7 protein-coding genes are annotated in these 18,409 nt (G+C 38.8%); all 7 read right to left on the bottom strand.

The features are described 5' to 3' along the window. The coding region (locus HMPREF1048_RS02805; RefSeq protein WP_004248172.1) for an SIALI-17 repeat-containing surface protein at nt 1-1,138 on the bottom strand (1,138 nt) is incomplete at its 3' end. A gap of 41 nt (nt 1,139-1,179) precedes the next feature. Further along, on the bottom strand, nt 1,180-7,377 hold the full coding sequence (locus tag HMPREF1048_RS02810; RefSeq protein ID WP_000417197.1) for a ZmpA/ZmpB/ZmpC family metallo-endopeptidase: 6,198 nt from the start codon (nt 7,375-7,377) through the stop codon (nt 1,180-1,182). A 243-nt stretch (nt 7,378-7,620) separates the two neighbouring features. Further along, nucleotides 7,621-8,799: a hypothetical protein gene (locus tag HMPREF1048_RS02815; RefSeq protein ID WP_000174745.1), complete on the bottom strand. Its 1,179-nt coding sequence runs from the start codon at nt 8,797-8,799 to the stop codon at nt 7,621-7,623. A gap of 17 nt (nt 8,800-8,816) precedes the next feature. Beyond that, nucleotides 8,817-12,467: a helicase-exonuclease AddAB subunit AddA gene (addA, locus tag HMPREF1048_RS02820; protein WP_000802631.1), complete on the bottom strand. Its 3,651-nt coding sequence runs from the start codon at nt 12,465-12,467 to the stop codon at nt 8,817-8,819. Continuing rightward, on the bottom strand, nt 12,464-15,739 hold the full coding sequence (gene rexB, locus HMPREF1048_RS02825; RefSeq protein ID WP_004248174.1) for an ATP-dependent nuclease subunit B: 3,276 nt from the start codon (nt 15,737-15,739) through the stop codon (nt 12,464-12,466). The genes addA and rexB overlap by 4 nt, the downstream gene beginning before the upstream one ends. Before the next feature lie 129 nt (nt 15,740-15,868). Continuing rightward, entirely contained in the window at nt 15,869-16,540 is a 672-nt protein-coding gene (locus HMPREF1048_RS02830; protein ID WP_000746013.1) for a CPBP family intramembrane glutamic endopeptidase, read from the bottom strand. Between the two features lie 383 nt (nt 16,541-16,923). Next, on the bottom strand, nt 16,924-18,409 hold a 1,486-nt coding region (locus HMPREF1048_RS0102000), incomplete at its 5' end, for a pneumococcal-type histidine triad protein (RefSeq protein ID WP_033630598.1).

The following is an 18,409-nucleotide window of genomic DNA, read 5'->3' on the forward strand; positions in this document are numbered from 1 at the left end:
CAGTTACAACTGCTTCGGGTAAGGCTGGTTGAACTTCTGGTTCCCCTTTGTCAGTCACAACAGCTTCTGGTAACGCTGGCTGAACTTCTGGTTCCCCTTTATCAGTTACAACAGCTTCCGGTAATGCTGGCTGAACTTCTGGTTCCCCTTTATCAGTTACAACAGCTTCTGGCAGCGCTGGTTGAACTTCTGGTTCCCCTTTATCAGTTACAACAGCTTCTGGTAACGCTGGTTGAACTTCTGGTTCAACTAAATTGCCGCCAATTGGTGCTGTATATTCGGGTTTCTCATGAACTTCAGGTTCTACCAGATTACCACTAACTGGTGCTGTATGTTCATGCTTCTCTGCTTTAGGAGCCTCGTCTGGAACAGTACCTACAGGTTCAGTATATTCTGGTTTTTTATAAACTGCTGGTTCAACTAAATTGCCGCCAATTGGACCTGTATATTCTGGTTTCTCATGAACTTCAGGTTCTACCAGATTACCACTAACTGGTGCTGTATAGTCAGGCTTCTCTGCTTTAGGAGCCTCGTCTGGGACTGTACTTACAGGCTCAGTGTATTTAGGTTTCTCAGCTTTAGGCGCTTCATTAGGGATACTTTCCTGAGTTTCAGATACTGGAACATTCTTTGTTCCCTCATCCTTATGTTGAATTTCTGAAATTGCATCATCATCAAGGGATAAGTATCCAATATAACGATATCCAGCAATTTGAACTACTCCTTCATTACTTGGAGCTTTCAAAGAATTGCTTATATCGAGAGCTTGCATACTAGAAAGACTAATCAGTCCGATAGTAGTAACTAAGAACAGACTAGCAACTTTTTTCTTTTTATGAACTAAAAGAACTAAACTACCAATAGCTAATAGACCTAAAGCTGTAAGCACAGAAGTCGATGAACTTGTTGCAGGAAGAGTTTCCTGCTGATAAATAAGAGCATAAGTTTCCTCATTATCAGTAGGAATTCCTGCCTGAATCTTAGTTTGTTCTTCTTGTGTAAGAGCACTTTTTTCAATGTAATGATAGGTAGAAGCATGGATGACTGACGGTGCAACCAAGACACTTCCTAGTAACACCGAACCAACAATCCCACAGATTTTTCGGATCGAAAATCGTTCTTTTTTAAATAATGACAAGCGTAATCACCTTCTTTAATTTTATTTCCTAACAGTAAACACTATTTTTTATTCTCAAAAATTGAACTTCTAAAATCATCGGTTTTATCTAGATAAGCCTTAAATATTGCTTTCTTCAACTTATGAACTGCACTGTCAGTCTCAGGATTATAGTTATTCCAATAATAATAATTACGTTCTTCTGCATCCTGTAGAACAGCTTCATCCATTAGTTGTTGTAAATCATTTACTCTTTGAATGGTCTTGGTGGCATTACTCATCCATGATTGCGTCGGATCTTTAAAAGTAACTTTAGTTAAATGATTAAACTGAGCAATGCGCTCTTGATACATAGCTTTTTTAAAGGCTGCCCAAGATAGATACTTACCATCAAATAGCTTTTCTAAAACAAGTTTATCTGTCACCAATCCTCGTTCTTTACCATAAATAGTTATTTTTTTACCATTTTGTTTAGCAAGGTCTTCATATTGATTTGAAATATATGGTACCATACCATCTTTAAAGCCTTTAGCAGCCAAGAGTTCATAAGCCATACGACGGCCCATCAAGTCGCCAGGTGTTCCTATATCACTACTTAATGCTGCATAAATCGGCGCAAATAATTTAATAGTGAAGTAGCCATTTCTTTCATATTCTTTAGACTTGTACTCACGAGCTGATAAGATATTATGGTCAATCAAACTATCAAAGTTAGTCAATTGTTGGGCCTCTTCTTCTGTCAATGTTTTGACTACGTTAGTGGCGTAAACCTCATTTCCATCTGCTGGATCTTTCACATACTTATTCTCAATTTTTCTGAGAGCTTCCATTTTCTGATAAACATTCAGTTTCTTAACGATTGATTGTCCTTCAAGATATTCCAACATATAAACGACATCAAACATATTGTGGACATATTGCTTCAAATCATCAGAGTTTTTAAATCTCGTAGTTGGATCAAGTATTTGTAATCGTTGTCCTTCTGTACTATCAGATTTTGAATGTTTCAAGATTGAGTTAATGGTAATGGTCGCATCATCTGGATGGTCTGGTGCTTGTAATAAGCCTTTAGCAAAGAACTCTGGTCCCAAGCCACTTCTTCGACCATAGCCACCAAGATAAATTTCCCTATCAGAGTTATGTGTCATTTCATGAGTATATGTTACCGCACCAGATTTATCTAACATACGATAAGCCATGTAGTAGAATGCGTCACCCGTTGCATATGCACCATTAGCATTGTGAACAACATTATTTCCAGCAGGGCCAAAGAAGTTTTTAATAGCTGGATGATTAGTTTCAAAATTAGCTTCTTGTAACTTATTATCTTTATCATTTCCAAATCTAAATGCATCATAGACTGGGACACTTCTAAATAATTTTTCTTTATTTTCTTTATCTAGAATTTTATACCAATAATCATAATGATCTCTAAATCGTTTAGCCGCTTCTTTTGCATTATCTTCTACAAATTTATTTAATTTCTCTCCCTTAGGATGTTCAGGACTTCTATATCTATCATAAGCACCAAATCCTATAGTTGAAATATTGGCGATCATAAATATCATTTTTTCTTCTGGTAAAGTTAATAACGGTAAGACCATACTTTGATATTTCCATGATGGACTAGTTAATCTATCATAAACACCTATAGAGTGTTCTGTTCCTTGTTCTAACTGCTTAGAACTTACTTCAGGAATAGTAGATTTTTCTTCAACTATATAAGCTTTAGATTGTTTTTTAAACCAGTCGTTATTAGAAGTAGTTGGTAGAAATACTTTTCTATAACCTTCTAATGCTTTAAATAAACTTTCAGTTCCATAATTTTTCGCTAATAATACATTATAAGTAATTACATTATTTTTCGCTAATAAATTATTAAAGCCAGACTTACCTAATTCAATAACATTATCTAATGCAGAACTATTAGACTTACCGAAGAAATCTAAATGATATAATACTAAATCTTTAGCACTCGCATTATCATATTTAAAATTATACCAACGTTCTAGATAAGTTAAACCTAGAAGTAACGCTTCTTTATTATTCTTAATTTTTTCTATTACATAATTATCAATTATTGAATTACTATTTTCAGCTATTGCCGCATCAGCAGAAAGAAGTTTTGATAAACTATCTTCAATGTTTGCTTTTGTTTTGTCGAATTGTTCATCTAGATATAATTCAGTTAATTTTATGTCATTAGAAATATCTAAGACATTTCTAACTCCAGCTGAACTATATTGAACAGATTTCAGGTCATTTAAAACAGCGTTTACAATATTATCATAATTATGCAACAGCGTATTAGGTGTGTATATTAATTTTGTATTAGCTATTTCATATTCTGCTACTTTAGAGAAATCTTGTAGATATTTTATATTTAATGTTTGAGAAGTATTATCTGAATAATGAAGTAACAGCTTATTAATACTAGCTTTATGTTTATTAATATCAGAAATTACTTCTTTCTCATGCATCGGAACTACAGACACAAGCTCTTTAGTAAATAAATCATTATTAGTGTCCACTAAATTACCATATTTAACAATTGTCTCTCTATTATAGAAAGGTAATAGTTTCTCAATATTTTTATATACTTTCAACCTAGAAATATCAGCATCTTTTAAATTTCTATAATCCGTTTTATATTTAGAAGAGAAGTTAAAGTCTTCTGTTTTAATATCATTTTTATGAACAAGTTCAGCTTTTTTCTCCAGAACTTTATTATTTTCTAATACAGTTCCTCTTTGTATTTCTGAATCTCTACTTAGTACTTCATCATCTACTTGTACTACATTGACTACCTTATTATTTTTATTACTATAAGTGTTAGTTGCTCTTATTCCTTTAAAATCATAACCAGCAATAGCATTACCGTTCGTAACATTAACGTCACTTAATACATTTGTAAGTTGACCTGAGTTTCTTTCATCTGATGATTCTCTATCCCAAAGATACCCTGCAACTCCTCCAACATAACCAAAATGTTTTACATTATTAAGATTTCCTTCAACATAACTATTACTAATTGTCGCTTTTTTATCAACAACACCTGCTATACCACCAACAACCTGGTCTCCTGTATTAGCATTTGTCGCCATATCGATAGATGAAATTGATCTATCAATCAAAGCACTAACTCCTGAAAGTTTTCCTACTAAACCACCTATTTGATAAGTAGCTCTTGTATCATAAGTATTCGTTATTCTACCAGTAAAACTACTATTAGAAATTGTAGAGTTAGTTACTTGTGAAACTAAACCACCCATGCTACGTTCACCAGCAATTACACCAGATGAGTGAACATTTGTAATTGTAGTACCATTATTCGCCTCTTTAGCAATTGTGGCAGCATCTTCTTTAGAAGAAACATTTACTTCTTTTATTGAAAGATCTCGAATATTAGCATGATTTAAAACATTAAATAACGGTTTTTTCAGATTATATATAGCATAGTTCTTATCATTGTTTGAACCTATTAATGTACCACTAAATTCGTGATTAATATAACTTTCTTTACCATCTGGAAGATCTACTTCACGAGCATCTATAGTCGCCCCTAGGCGGAACGTACCATGTGGGTTACTATTCATAGCATCTACTAGATTTTTAAATGATGTATAAACTCCATTTTCACTACTTACCGTCTTAGGTAGGTAGTAAGTATAATTTTCTAAAGTACTATTGTTTTCGTATTGAATTAAATCATTAGCTTGTCCTACAATTTTATAAACATCTTGATTATCTTTTCTAACGCTCTCAATACTCTTAACTGGTAACATAACATCTTTAAAGTTCTCTGATTTTACTTTCATAAAGTAATCAGTTGGAGTAGTTGGAACACTCGCAAGTGAAGTTACATGTCGATATTTATTATTTTCTACTGTATATAATTCCACGTTTGAAACATTTCTAAGTTCTAGTTTCTTGTCGACTTGTTTTTCTTCTTTAATTTTATCTTTAGGACGTTCCGCTTCCCCATTTGTAGGACTTGCCTCATTTTCATGTTTAGTCTCTTCTGCACTTGCTTGTTCGATTTTACCAGTATATTCTTTCGGTGCTTCTACTTTCTCTGGCTCGACTATCGCTCCAGCTTGTACACCTGTGTATTCTGGCAGTGGGGCTACTTGTTCTGGTTCAACTATCGCTCCGGCCTGTGGACCTGTGTATTCTGGTAGGGGGGCTACTTTTTCTGGTTCTACTATCGCTCCAGCCTGTACTCCTGTATATTCTTTCGGTGCTTCTACCTTCTCTGGTTCTACTATCGCTCCAGCTTGTACACCTGTATATTCTGGTAGGGGGGCTACTTTTTCTGGTTCTACTATCGCTCCAGCCTGTACTCCTGTATATTCTGGTAGTGGTGCTATCTGTTCAGGTTCACCTTTATCACTTACCACAGTATCTGGCGACTCTGGTTGAACCTCAGTCTCACCTTTGTCAGTCACAACCGCTTCCGGTAGCTCTGGTTCGACTGCTGGTTCGCCTTTTTCAGTTACAACTGCTTCCGGTAACGCTGGCTGAACTTCTGGTTCACCCTTGTCTGTAACAACTGCTTCGGGTAACTCTGGTTGGATTGCAGGTTCAACTACTGCCCCTGCCTGGGGACCTGTGTATTCTGGTAGTGGTGCTACCTGCTCTGGTTCAACAATAGCTCCGGCTTGTGGTCCTTTATATTCTGGAAGCGGTACCACCTGTTCAGGTTCGCCTTTATCTGTTACAACTGCTTCTGGTAACGCTGGTTGGACTTCTGGTACACCTTTATCACTTACCACAGTATCTGGCGACTCTGGTTGAACTTCTGGCTCACCCTTGTCAGTCACGACTGCCTCTGGTAACGCTGGTTGAACTTCTGGTACGCCTTTTTCAGTTACAACTGCCTCTGGTAACGCTGGCTGAACTTCTGGCTCACCTTTATCGCTTACAATTGCTTCTGGTAACTCTGGCTGAATTGCCGGTTCACCTTTATCTGTTACAACTGCTTCTGGTAATGCAGGTTGGACTACGGGTTCAACAATAGCTCCAGACTGTACCTCACCATGTTCTGCACCAGTCTTAGGTTGTTCCTTCATTACTTGAGCTTTTTTAGTACCTTTTTCGACTATTCTTAAAACAGGCGCAGTCGTTGAGGTTGAAATAATTTCTCTAGAAACTTCTTCCTTGTTTACAGAGAATACTCTAACGACTTCAACTTTCTTACCTAATTTGCCTTCTTGTTTTACTCTTACAGTTCCTTCAGCTAAATCAGGATTCTCTTGAACTTCTTCTTGAAAATCTATTTTTGTTTCTATAGTTTCATCGCGATATAAGAGTTCAGGTTTGTTCAACTGACCTGATAGAACTTCATCCTGTGGATTTAGTGTATTTACCCCAGTCCTTTCTTTTGGAGAAACCTTCTCGTCTTTCTTCGTTTCTAGATTCTTATGTTCTGCTAATTGTTCTTGAGAATCTGAAGATTGTATCTCTTCTTTTCTTGGATTCGTTAATTCAGTAGAGAAAGGTTTTTCAACTACTTGAACTTCTGTCGGCTTAGTTGAAGAGACAGGTGTTTGTTCCTGAATAGCTTGTCCTGTTGATGGATTCTCTACAAAATTCGGTGTAACATTATAATCCACCTTTTGTTGAGTTTTGGGAGTAGCTACTGATTTCTCTTGATCGCTTACTTTAGATTCAGAAGTTATGTTCCCCTCTTTGATATATCCAATATAAGTGTAACCTGAAATGTCTTTAGGAAGAGGTAATTTTTCTCCTGAGGTTAATTCATAGTCAGTATTGTAATTCAGTAAGAGATTATTTTCTAAAGCATGAGCTGAAACTAAGACACCATTTCCTATTCCTGCAACCAATACTAAATGTAATACTGTTTTATTCTTAACTTTTTTCTTAGAAACGGCAAAAATTAAAATTCCCAGAGCAGCTAAGCTAGCACCAGCAACTAGGGCTTGCATCTCATTCTTGCTTCCAGTATTTGGCAATTCCGCCAGTTGATTTTGAGAATTTAACTTATAAACAAGATAATAAGTCTCATCATCATTCTCCACGTATGTCGGAATATCATAAACGAGCTGATTCTTTTCTTCTGATGATAGCTCTGAATCTGTCACATATTTATAGTGAACTCCCGCAGTTTCCTGAGCATTCACAGATGAACTAGCTAATACAGACATAAAAAATAAACTTGAAATCGTTGCAGATACAAGTCCTACTGATAATTTTCTAAATGAAAAACGCTGCTGTTTTTCACCAAAATACTTTTCCATGATTCCTCCTTGAAATAAAATTTATATTTATGTTACGAAGACCTTTAATATATTAGTGTATTATCTATAAAAAAGGCATCACACTTTAATTATACTCTTAATTTACCAAAAAGTCTTAAAATTGAGTTACGCTTTCATACTTTGTTTTATATATAAAATACGAAGGAGCAGGGTTTGCCATTTCCTATTTTCTCTTTTTGGATAAAATGTAACCTACCATGAAATTTCCACGGTAGGTGTTACTTATATTAGCAATCGTTCTAAAAATGGTTTGATGCAGTTGAGGAGAATGCCTTCTATCCAGCTTTCTTGTGCTGAGGATAGATGATCTGCCTGAAGGCTTTCTTTTAGAAAATCTCGGACTTGTTCTGGTGCGATTTCAAACTCCAAAGCTTTCATTTTATAGAAAAAGTCGATGAGATGGTCTGACAGATATTCAGTAGAAAAAGGCACTTCTCCACTCTTTCGATATTCTAATAAGAGCCGGGCAAATCGGGATTTTTCTTCAGGAAGCTCACGAAAATAGGAATTGAGAAGCCATGTCTGCTTCTGCTTTCTCTCAATTGGATCCTGAGTTGCAATTCGTTGGTCTTTTTCCAACTCTTTTTGGTATTGTTTGGCCTTGATAGCCCGTTCTGTTCGATTTTTACCAAAAAGAATTTTCTCCCACTTGCGTTCTTCTTGAGTCAGGGTTTCTGTAAAGCCAAAGTAGTCTTGATAGGCACGCTCTGCTGGGCCCATGGCTAGGACTAGATTGTCTGCATATTGCTTGGCGATTTTATCCCTCTTCTTGCGCTCTTTCTCTGCCTGGATACGGAGTTCTTGCTCATAATCAATTTTCTCCTTACCTAGCTTGACAAGGTAGAGTTGGTCATCTGGTTTTCCAAGTAAAAAGGGTTTGATACACTTTTCAAGGACTTCTTCCATACGAGCCTTCTTCTTGGGCTCTGCCTTGGTCCAACTTCCTCCTTGAAAGACTTCTAGAAAGAGTTGGTAGTCTCTTTCAGGTGTGAACTGATTGCCACGATTAGATTTAAAAACACCTTTTTCCCAGAGCCATTTTAGAAGTCGCTCGTCAAAGTCACTTTTATTGACCTTGATTTTTTCCTTTTTATGGACTTTTCTGGTCAGATTTTCAATCTTTCTGAGCAGTTTTTCTTCCTCTTCCAGTTGCTGGTCAAGAGTCAATCGATGAAAATGACGAACACAATCGCTACCAATCGGAAAGAGGCGTTGACCTGTGACGCCGTTAAAGAGTTCGTAAGCGTACTTGATGGCATTTCCACAGACACAATTGCTACGGCCGATACCGTTAAAAATCAAGGAAACTTCATTCCATTCCTTGGTAGCTTGTTCCCAAGCATCAGCTTTTGAAGCCTGTAACACCGCATCGTGTAGGGATTTTCTAACTGGAAGTGTCATGAGGTCTCCTTTCTAGATTATACTTTTACAACTTGAACCTCGTCTTTACCGAGTAAAATCAAGTATTTTTCAATATTTTCAATCGAATAGGCTCGAGATAAAGCCTCTCCGTATAGGGCTAACTGACCACGATAGCGGTTTATGAGTTGACTTGGATCATCATAGCGGTCTGTCTTATAGTCGAACAGAATAATTCTGTCCTCATAAAGCAGATATCCATCAAGGATACCACGGACAACGAAGTCTTCCTGACTCTTTTGGTCTCGTTTGAGCATGGAGAAAGGTTGCTCACGATAGAGATGGTTGGTATTAGCGAGAATTTCCTGACCAAGTGCTGTGTCAAAGAATGTAAGAATTTTGGCAAGATTAATTTTTTCCCTGACAGCTTGGCTGGTTTGAACTTGTTTGAGAGTTTCTGTCAGGCTAGCAAGTGTTGGTTGCTGACTGAGGTCGATTCTCTGCATGAGTTCGTGGGTAGCACTACCAATCTCAGCTCCTGTTACCTTTCCTTTGGTTGAAAAATCTGGCAAATCAAAGTTGATTTTCTTGTCTACTGACTGGCCTTGACCTGCAATCTCGACACCTTCCATATCCATAACTGGTTCGTAGAATTTCTTGATTTGACTTGGGGTTTGAACACTAGGAAGTTCAATAGCTGCGCGGTGAAGAGTATTATATACTTCTACTTCTTTCAGCATTTCAAGGGCTTCTTTGATGGTTTCTGACTGACGGTTATCTGCTTGAGAGCTATCTTGGAGAGGGCTCTTGTTTTCCAACTCTCCGATAGCTTCTCTGGTCAACTGATCTTCTCCAACAAAACGATAGCTAAAGTTGAGATGATCCTTTGCAAACACTTTACTGATAGCCCAAATCCAATCTTGGAAATTCTTGGCTTGAAGTCTAGTGTTGCTATTTAGTTTTCCATTTTTAGCTGCTGGGTATTCCTTGGCTTCCAGCTTTTCACGAGACCCCTTACCGACAAGATAGAGCTTTTTCTCAGCCCGTGTCATGGCAACATAAAGAAGGCGCATCTGCTCTGAGTAGCTTGCCAGCTGCAGTTCTTCCTCATTTTGCCTATAGGTCAGGCTAGGAATAGAGAGTTTGATGGTTCTAGGGTAGTGGGCTTCCACTGCTCCTGTATCTATCTTGGCAATATACTTGACACCTAGTCCATTTTTACGACTGAGAATGACTTCTGACATGGTGTCTTGCTTGTTGAAATCTTGATCCATATTGAGGATAAAGACATAAGGAAACTCCAATCCTTTACTCTTGTGGATGGTCATGAGCTCTACTGCATCTTTGGGCGGTGCGACAGCCACGCTTGCAAGATCGTGCTGGGCTTCTAAGACTTGGTTAATCATACCAATAAAACGTGACAAGCCCTTGAAATTGCTCTTTTCAAACTGATCAGCACGCAGTGCTAGGGCATAGAGATTGGCCTGTCTAGCAGGACCATTTGTCAAAGCCCCAACATAGTCATAATAAAAACGGTCGTTGTAAATCTTCCAAATCAAGTCATAGAGGGAGTGAGTTTTGGTATACAAGCGCCAAGAAGCCAAGATATCCATGAATTGCTTTAGTTTCTCAGCTAGAGCTGAGTGAATCAAGACTTTTTGGCTACTTACCATTTTTTGTGCATTTACTAGTTTCTCATAGAGATTTTCGTGGACTTTATTCTCTGCTTTCTGAAGAGATAAACGTGCTAACTCGTCCTCATCAAAGCCAAACATAGGAGACTTCATAAGGGCAACCAAGGCATAGTCTTGAAGAGGATTGTGAATGACACGAAGGGTGTCTAGCATGACTTGCACTTCTAGGGATTGGAGATAATTGTTTTGCTCTCCATCGGTTTTGACAGGAATTCCGTACTCAGACAGGGCGAGAAGAATCTGGTCATTACGACTGCGACTGGAGGTCAGAAGGGCAATTTCCTTAAAGGCAACACCTTGTTCCTTATGGAGTTTAAGGATTTCCTTGATAACTAAGCGCATTTCACCTGTTAGTTTCGTTTCTGCTTGACCCTCTTCTTCCTCACCTGTATCGTCCTTGTCATAGAGGAGAAATTCTGCCTTGTTTTCTGGATTGGGAGTCAGTTTGGTATTAGCAAAAACAAGCTGGTGCATGTTATCATAGTTGATTTCGCCGACCTCTTGGTCCATAAGTCGTTCAAAAATATCATTGGTTGCTGATAGCACTTCTGAACTACTACGGAAATTTTCTTTGAGCAAAATCAGCTTGCCTTCTTGTGGATTTTGCGCATAGCGTTGGAATTTCTCATTGAAAATCTGCGGATCTGCCTGACGGAAACGATAAATGGACTGCTTGATATCTCCTACCATAAAGCGATTGTGGCCATTAGACAGCAATTCTAGCATCCGTTCTTGAATATGGTTGGTATCCTGATACTCATCAACCATGACTTCATGGAAGCGCTCCTGATAAGCCTCACGGACTTGCGGAAAATTCTCTAAAATCTCAATTGTATAATGGCTGATATCAGCGAATTCAAAGGCATTTTCCTGGCGTTTGCGTTCACGATAAGCTTCCACAAAATCACTCATGAAAGACTGGAAGGTTTTAGCTAGCTCCCAAGTGTCTCCATGATAACGTTCTTGATAATCGAGAATGGTTATCTGGTCTGCTAGTTGTCCTAGTTTAGCAAACTGGGTCTTTCTCTCTTCATTGTAGGCATCGACCAGTGGTTTCAAATCAGCCTTGCGACTGGCATTTGTCAGAGCCCGACCATTTTTCTCTTTCGAAATTGCGACAACACGCGCAAGCACTGCTTGATAAGCCTGACTATCGGACTCCTGATTCAAGGAGCTAATTTCGTCTAGAATCAACTGAACATTTTCTAGATAAGCAGCCTTTGGAAACTCCTTGGCATCATTATCCAGATGATAACGGAAAAAGCTTTCCAAATCCCAAAGGGATTGTTTGATCTGCTCAGTCAGTTTTTCTTTTTCACTGGTAAAATCAGCTTTTTCAAAGCCTTTAAGGAAAGATTCACTCAGCCAATTCTGAGGATTACTGGTGGATTGGAGGAAGTCATAAATTTTGTAAACTTGCTGGCGCAGACCCCGTTCATCTTTTCCACGTCCAGCAAAATTTTTCAGCAAATGACTAAACTTTTCTTTATGTTTATCTTGGTAATGAGCTTCAAATACCTCATGAAAGACTTCGTTTTTTAGAAGGAGTTGCTCGCTTTGGTTTTGTAAAATACGAAAATTAGGCGCAATGTCAAGCAGATAGCCATGTTTACCAAGGAATTTTTGTGTGAAAGAGTCCATGGTTCCGATGGAAGCGTTGGGTAGGTCTGCCAACTGGCGACCCAAGTGTTGTTTGAGGTCAACGTCATCGGTTTCTTGGATTTGTTGGCTGATTTTTTTCTCCAAACGTTCCTTAAGCTCAGTGGCTGCCTTAACGGTAAAGGTTGAGATGAAGAGTTGAGAAATTTCGACACCACGAGCTAACTGATCCAGAATACGCTCGGCCATGACAAAAGTCTTCCCAGAACCAGCAGACGCTGAGACAAGGATATTCTGACCAGAAGTGTAGATGGCTTCAATTTGCTCAGCAGTTTTCTTTTGTTCCTTGCTCGAATTTGCTTCTGCATCTTGCAGTTTTTGAATTTCCTCCTCAGTTAAAAAGGGAATGGGCTTCATCGATTCAACTCCTCTCTTATTTTTTCAAACCAAGCTTGCTTGAGTTTTTCTCCGACCAGACGCTTGCCATCAGTTAAGGCCAACTTTTCTAGGAAACGGGCTTGACCCAAGTGGTAATTGGCTTCAAATCCTGTAATAGCCTGATGTTGCTGAACATACGGTGCAATACTTCTGCCATTTTCGGTATAAGGATTAATGGCGAACTGACCTTCTAAAATCTTCTCAGCTGCTTTCTTGTAAAGATGGGCATTGTAGTCTAGCAGGAGCTGGAATTCCTCATCCGTCAGCTGATTAGCCTTGTTTTTATTGTAAAATTCACCCAAATGACTGCTTTCTTTTTCTAAAAAGAGCCCTTGGTATTTCATTGATTTGCTGGCTTCTACTACTGCACCTGCCAGACTTTTAACGGCCATCAAAGATTGGACAGGCTCAGCCATTTCCAAGTACATGGCACCAAAAAAGTTCTGCTCCCCTTCTCTTTTTAAGGCAGCTAGATAGGTTGGTAACTGGGAATTAAGTCCATTAAAGAAATGATGAAACTGGAACTGAGTCAGACTAGACTTGTAGTCTACTACCCCTATCGCTCCATCAGCTTTCAAACGGTCAATGCGGTCAACCTTACCTCGTACAAAGACACTCCGACCATTGTCCAATTGAATAAAGGCTTGCTCTTTCCCACCGAAATTCGCTTCCTCTTTGATGGTTTCGATGGCTGGATTGTGTCGGAGAATATGTCCAGTCGTCCGCGCCACATCAAGCAGAACTTCTTTAGTAAACTGGGCTTCCAAATTTTCTTGATAAATAGCTTCAAATTCGCGTTCTTGACTGGTTTCTTGAATAGCTTGTTCTAAACGTTGGTCAAAAGAATCTTCATCAGGTAACTGCAAGGCGCGTTCAAAAATGCGGTGTAAGAAATTCCCATGACTACGGGCATCTGGACGCAGGCGCAATTCCTCCTGCAATCCTAAAACGTAGCAAAGAAAATAACTGTATTCATTGCGATAAAACTCCGTCAAACCAGAGGTAGACAGGTAAAACTCCTTGTCAGCTGGATAGAGAGCCTGCAAGGTATCCTTGGTCAACTGCTTACTGCTTGGACTGGTTGGCAGGGCTGGATTTTCCAGACCTTTTTGGTCAAGTTTTTTACCCATCACACGCGCCAGAACCTTGACAAAGGTCAAATCTTGCTCAGTATCACTCGTCTCGCCCTGCTGGTGATAGGCCACCAGACTAGACAAAAGACTGTGATATGACCCTAGTTCTTCCTTAGACAGCCCCTTGTGATTCACCCTCTTCTCTTTTCGACTAAATCCAAAATGGACTAACTCTTGAAGATAGATTGATTCCTTGCTTTCACTTTCGTTAAAAAGGCTTGGAGCCGACAAAACCAACTGCTTACGAGCAGAATTGATCAAGGAAAGCATAGTGTAGCGATTTTTCTTGAGGTTTTCACTGCTGGCAATCAGCAATTGTGACCCTTCCTCTGTCGCTTGGTTTAAGCTTTGTCTTTCTTCATCTGTCAAAAGACTGGTATTTTGCGCGATTTTTGGTAAATTGTCCTGAGTCAACCCAATGGCGTAGACAAAGTCAGCAGTCAGTGGTGCAATCAAATCGTAACTCTGCACCAGAACGGTGTCCACTGTCGCTGGAATGGTACGGTATTGAGATAGACTCATTCCAGAATGGAGCAAGGCTAGAAAGTCCTCTAGACTAACCTGTGAACCAGCAAAAACAGTCGCAAATTGTTCTAAAACATGGCAGAATGCTTTCCAAACTTCGGCTTGTCTTTCCTGTTCTACAGCTTCCATAGTGGCTGTCAAATCTTGCAGTTGCTTGGTCACCTCTCCTTCTTTTAGAAAGACATTCCACTTTTGCAAGAGGTTTTCAGCCTTTTGTTTTCGACTTGCAAAAAGAGTCTCAATAGGTGCTAAAACACGCAGACGAAGGGCATTCAAACGCTCTAAATCAAATTTTCTGTGATGGGACTTGGTGAAGGCTTGCTGAAAGGCTGGCAAGCCATTGATACCAAGATAACGGATATATTGCTCAAATGCATCAATATCAGCCTGACTGAGGTCGGTATACAAACCTGTTCTGAGAAGATTAATCAAATCCTCCTGACGGAAACGATAGCGTTTTAAAGCTAAAATAGACTCGACAAACTGTGTCAAAGGGTGGTGGGCCATGGATTCGCTTCTACCAAGATAGAAAGGAATCTGATACTGGTCAAAAATGGTTTTGAGAGATAACTGGTAAGAAGTCACATCCCCCAAGAGAATACGAAAATGCTTGTAACTCAGGTCTGAGTTCTCATGCAATTTCTGACGGATGCTACGGGCTACTAGCTCCAACTCCTCCTTTTGCGTCAAGCAAGACCAGATTTGTAAGTTGTCACGGTCCTTCTCATTGACATCCAATGTTAATTCTGAAAAGTCATAGGACGATTCCAATAAACGAGAGGCCTTATCAAAACTATCCATCTTCTCATGAGTCTGAGAACGGTCTTGAGCAGGAGTTTGGTATTTAGAGGCTAGATGATGGAGAAACTCCACACTGGCTTGATAGAGATTGCCTTCAGCGAATGGGCTAGTATAAGCTTTCTTACTAGCATAAGCCCCAATGACAATCTCAACACCCTTGCCATGAAGTAAGTCCACAATTCGCTCTTCTTCGGAAGAAAAACGGGTAAAGCCATCAATAACCAAGGCGATTTGAGTAAAATCACTACTAACTTTGTCATTCTCAATAGCCTCAATCAAATGGGACAATTGACTTCCCTGAGCCAACTGACCTTGATTGAGATAAGCCGTTACCTTCTCAAAAATCAAGAGTAAATCGGCCCTCTTGTCCTCATCCGTCAAACTCTCCAAGTCCAAAAAACTCATCTGAGCCTTGGTCATTTCGTGATACAATTCAATCAACTGCTGGATGAATTGAGTATCCTGCTTAATCGCACCATAAACACGTAAGTCTTTGGGATCAAGTTCAGCAAGACATCTGTAAAAGGCCATCCCAAGACCAATGTCATCTAGACTGGTCTTAGCTGGCAAATCATTCAAAATCAGGTATCGAGCCATCTGCGCAAAGCGCGTGACGGTAATCGCAAAAGAAGCCTGCTGGGACAAGCATTCCAGTACGGCGCGTTCTTTTTCAAAAGAAAGAGAGTTGGGAGCTATGTAGAAGACCCGCTTGCCAGCAGCAACTAACTCCTCCGCCTCTCTTGTTAGAATTTCTGTCAAAGAAGTCCGAATATCAGTATAAAGTAATTTCATCTCTGCCTCGTTGGAATTTTTCATTACCTTTTATTATACCATGATTAGCCAGCCAAGTCTGAAAATAATCAGTTCTTGCTCACCTGTTGAAAAGAAAATGCCGGAAAGTTCCGACATTGTTTTAGTAAGCTAATTTCCTGAAAATAGGAGTAACCACACATTCCAGAAGGCAGTAATATTGATGAAAATATGAACTACTATTGGATAATAGAGATTTTTAGTCATACGGTACAATAGAGCCAAAATAAGCCCTCCGCTAGCATAAATGAAAAAAGCAAGAGGAGTTAAAGCAAAATTGATATGAATATAACCGAAAATAATAGCAGAAAGCAAGACATCTCCGTACCAAGGTGAGTTTTTGAAAAAGGTTGTCATAAGCACACCGCGATAAATCAACTCCTCAGCAATAGGGCCGATGAAGCAAACGATGAGCAAGAAATAAGGGTACTCCTGTCTCCACATCATTTCTACCGTTTCATTCAAAGAAATTTGATTTGAAGACGAGGGTATGAAATAAGACAAGAAGAAGTCCGACATATACGAAATGATGTAGCCCAGTAAAAGGTAGATAAAGTACCTCGGCTGCCACTTGAAATGAAAAGTCTTCTTTCCTGCAAAAACTAGTAGATAGATGACCGCTAATAAAAGACCTCCACTCTCCATCCAAAGCAGAATCTGAAAAAATTCACGACTTGCTGGTAGATAGGGCTTTGCGAGGTGATTGAAAATTCCCCAAAACCAAGTTGATTTGTAAAAAATTAAGGACAATGCTAGTAAAATCTGAATAATCCGTTTTTTCATCTTAAATCCTCTGTTTTCCTTGGCTAGATTATTGAATATAATGGTTTGCTTAACTGCATAACAAGTTTAGTATAGAATATCTTTTCAAAATATCCTCTTCAAATCATGAATTGTTATCAAAACATCCTAGACTGTAAAATCAATTACCCCCTCCCCTTTTACCATTATCTTCTCTAACAAAGGAAGACCTATAATTAAGTTACTAACCTTGGATATAGATTGATTTCTCCTAAATGAATCCAAAGCCCCCAAAAAATCAGGTGGTTTAGTTAGCCTGAACCTTACGGAACGAGACAAATAAAAGCCAGTATTGCTACTGACTCTTACATCATTTTGATTTAACAGGATAAATTTATGCTTCTGATTTCGTCATAACTGACTCACTATATTTTTAACAAAGCAAGTAATTTCTCTGCTTCTGCCATGATGCCATTATTATCCATGGTTTGGAGACTCAGATTATTTCGTAAACCAGCTAGGCTCTCTGTCACATTGTTTTTCAAGCTAGCATCCGTTACTTTATCAAGTAAAGCTTCTACTTCTTTGAGTTTGGCTTCTACTTTTTCTGTTTCTACTTGAGGTACTTCATCTCCGGCTGTTATATCTTTAGATACTTCCTCTGTCTCGTCTTCATCAGTGCTCGGTTTATAAAGATTATCTACTGAAGGGTTTAAACCTGCGTGATTCTCTTTTTCATCAGATTCAGGGCGAGTTGGCTCACTTACTTCATCACGTTTCTTATCTTCATCAGGTTTACTGTCTTCTACTTTATTTTTACGAACATGGTCGCTGGCATTTCCCCAACCATTATCTGAGTGAGGACGTTCATTTGGATGTTCAACGTAATATTTTACAGTCGCAAAAAGATCCTCAAGGCTATAACCTTTAGGTGCCTCATATAGTCCTTCGTCAAACCAAGCAAATTTAATGTTATGGTAATGGTCATAATGAGGTATAATCAAACTACCGTTTTTAACTTCAACAGTATGTTGGAGATTGTAAGGCATGTGATCAAGTGGAACTTTCTTAGCTGCCTTCACTTTATTATAGATTGCTTCTACTCCTTTAACCTCAGTATTTCCTGAACCCTGATTCTCTGTTGAAGGAGGTATCAAACCTTTCTCTTTAGCATAAGCCTGAGCTGCCACTCTTTCAGCTTCAGACAAGCTCTCTTTCTTAATCCAATGACTATGGGACATATGTGGAGTTACATAGGCATCGCCTTCATCGCTAGTTATGTCACGAGGATCAAAGATATAGCCATCTTCTGTTGTATACTTACCTGCTAATTTCGCTAATTTAATTTCATCGTCCGTATAAGCAATTTGAGCATTTGGTTTGCCAAGTCGCTCTGGATGGGTAATTGGCGCTAGGAAGGTAAGAATATCATCAACTAACTTGACTTTATCACTTGAGACATCATTAAGACGTTCCAAAAGTGTATCCAAAGTTTCAAAATCAGCTTGGCGACCTTTATTAGAAATCAAATCTTTATGAACTCTTGCTAGTAAATCATAAACCTTGTTGTAAAATTCTTGCTCACTAGAAGGGATGGTACTTTTCTTAGCTCCTAACACATGAGACAAACTTTCTTGTTTGGCAAGTTTATTATCAATGGCTACAACAGTTTCTGCTGAAAGCTCCTTAGTAGAGATATAACGCGAGGTTCCATTCTCTTCAAAGACATAACCATCAGCTACCTTTCGAACAGCATGTTTAACCAATTTTCCATCAATTGGATTGCTTGGAGATGATTGAGGATTTGGTACAGGTTGTGGACTTGGTACTGGGGTAGGATCTGGAGCAGGGATTAGATTTGGTCTTGATGGTAACCAATGACTTGAACTATAATGAAGTGGAATCATTCTT

Origin of the sequence: Streptococcus mitis SK575 (assembly GCF_000257865.1) — a bacterium.
In the GTDB taxonomy this organism is placed as follows: Bacteria; Bacillota; Bacilli; order Lactobacillales; family Streptococcaceae; genus Streptococcus; species Streptococcus mitis_CQ.

Coding starts and splice junctions, on each gene's coding strand:
- HMPREF1048_RS02815 (WP_000174745.1), bottom strand. CDS start 8,799: ATGACACTTCCAGTTAGAAAATCCCTACACGATGCGGTGTTACAGGCT.
- HMPREF1048_RS02830 (WP_000746013.1), bottom strand. CDS start 16,540: ATGAAAAAACGGATTATTCAGATTTTACTAGCATTGTCCTTAATTTTT.
- rexB (WP_004248174.1), bottom strand. CDS start 15,739: ATGAAATTACTTTATACTGATATTCGGACTTCTTTGACAGAAATTCTA.
- HMPREF1048_RS02810 (WP_000417197.1), bottom strand. CDS start 7,377: ATGGAAAAGTATTTTGGTGAAAAACAGCAGCGTTTTTCATTTAGAAAA.
- addA (WP_000802631.1), bottom strand. CDS start 12,467: ATGAAGCCCATTCCCTTTTTAACTGAGGAGGAAATTCAAAAACTGCAA.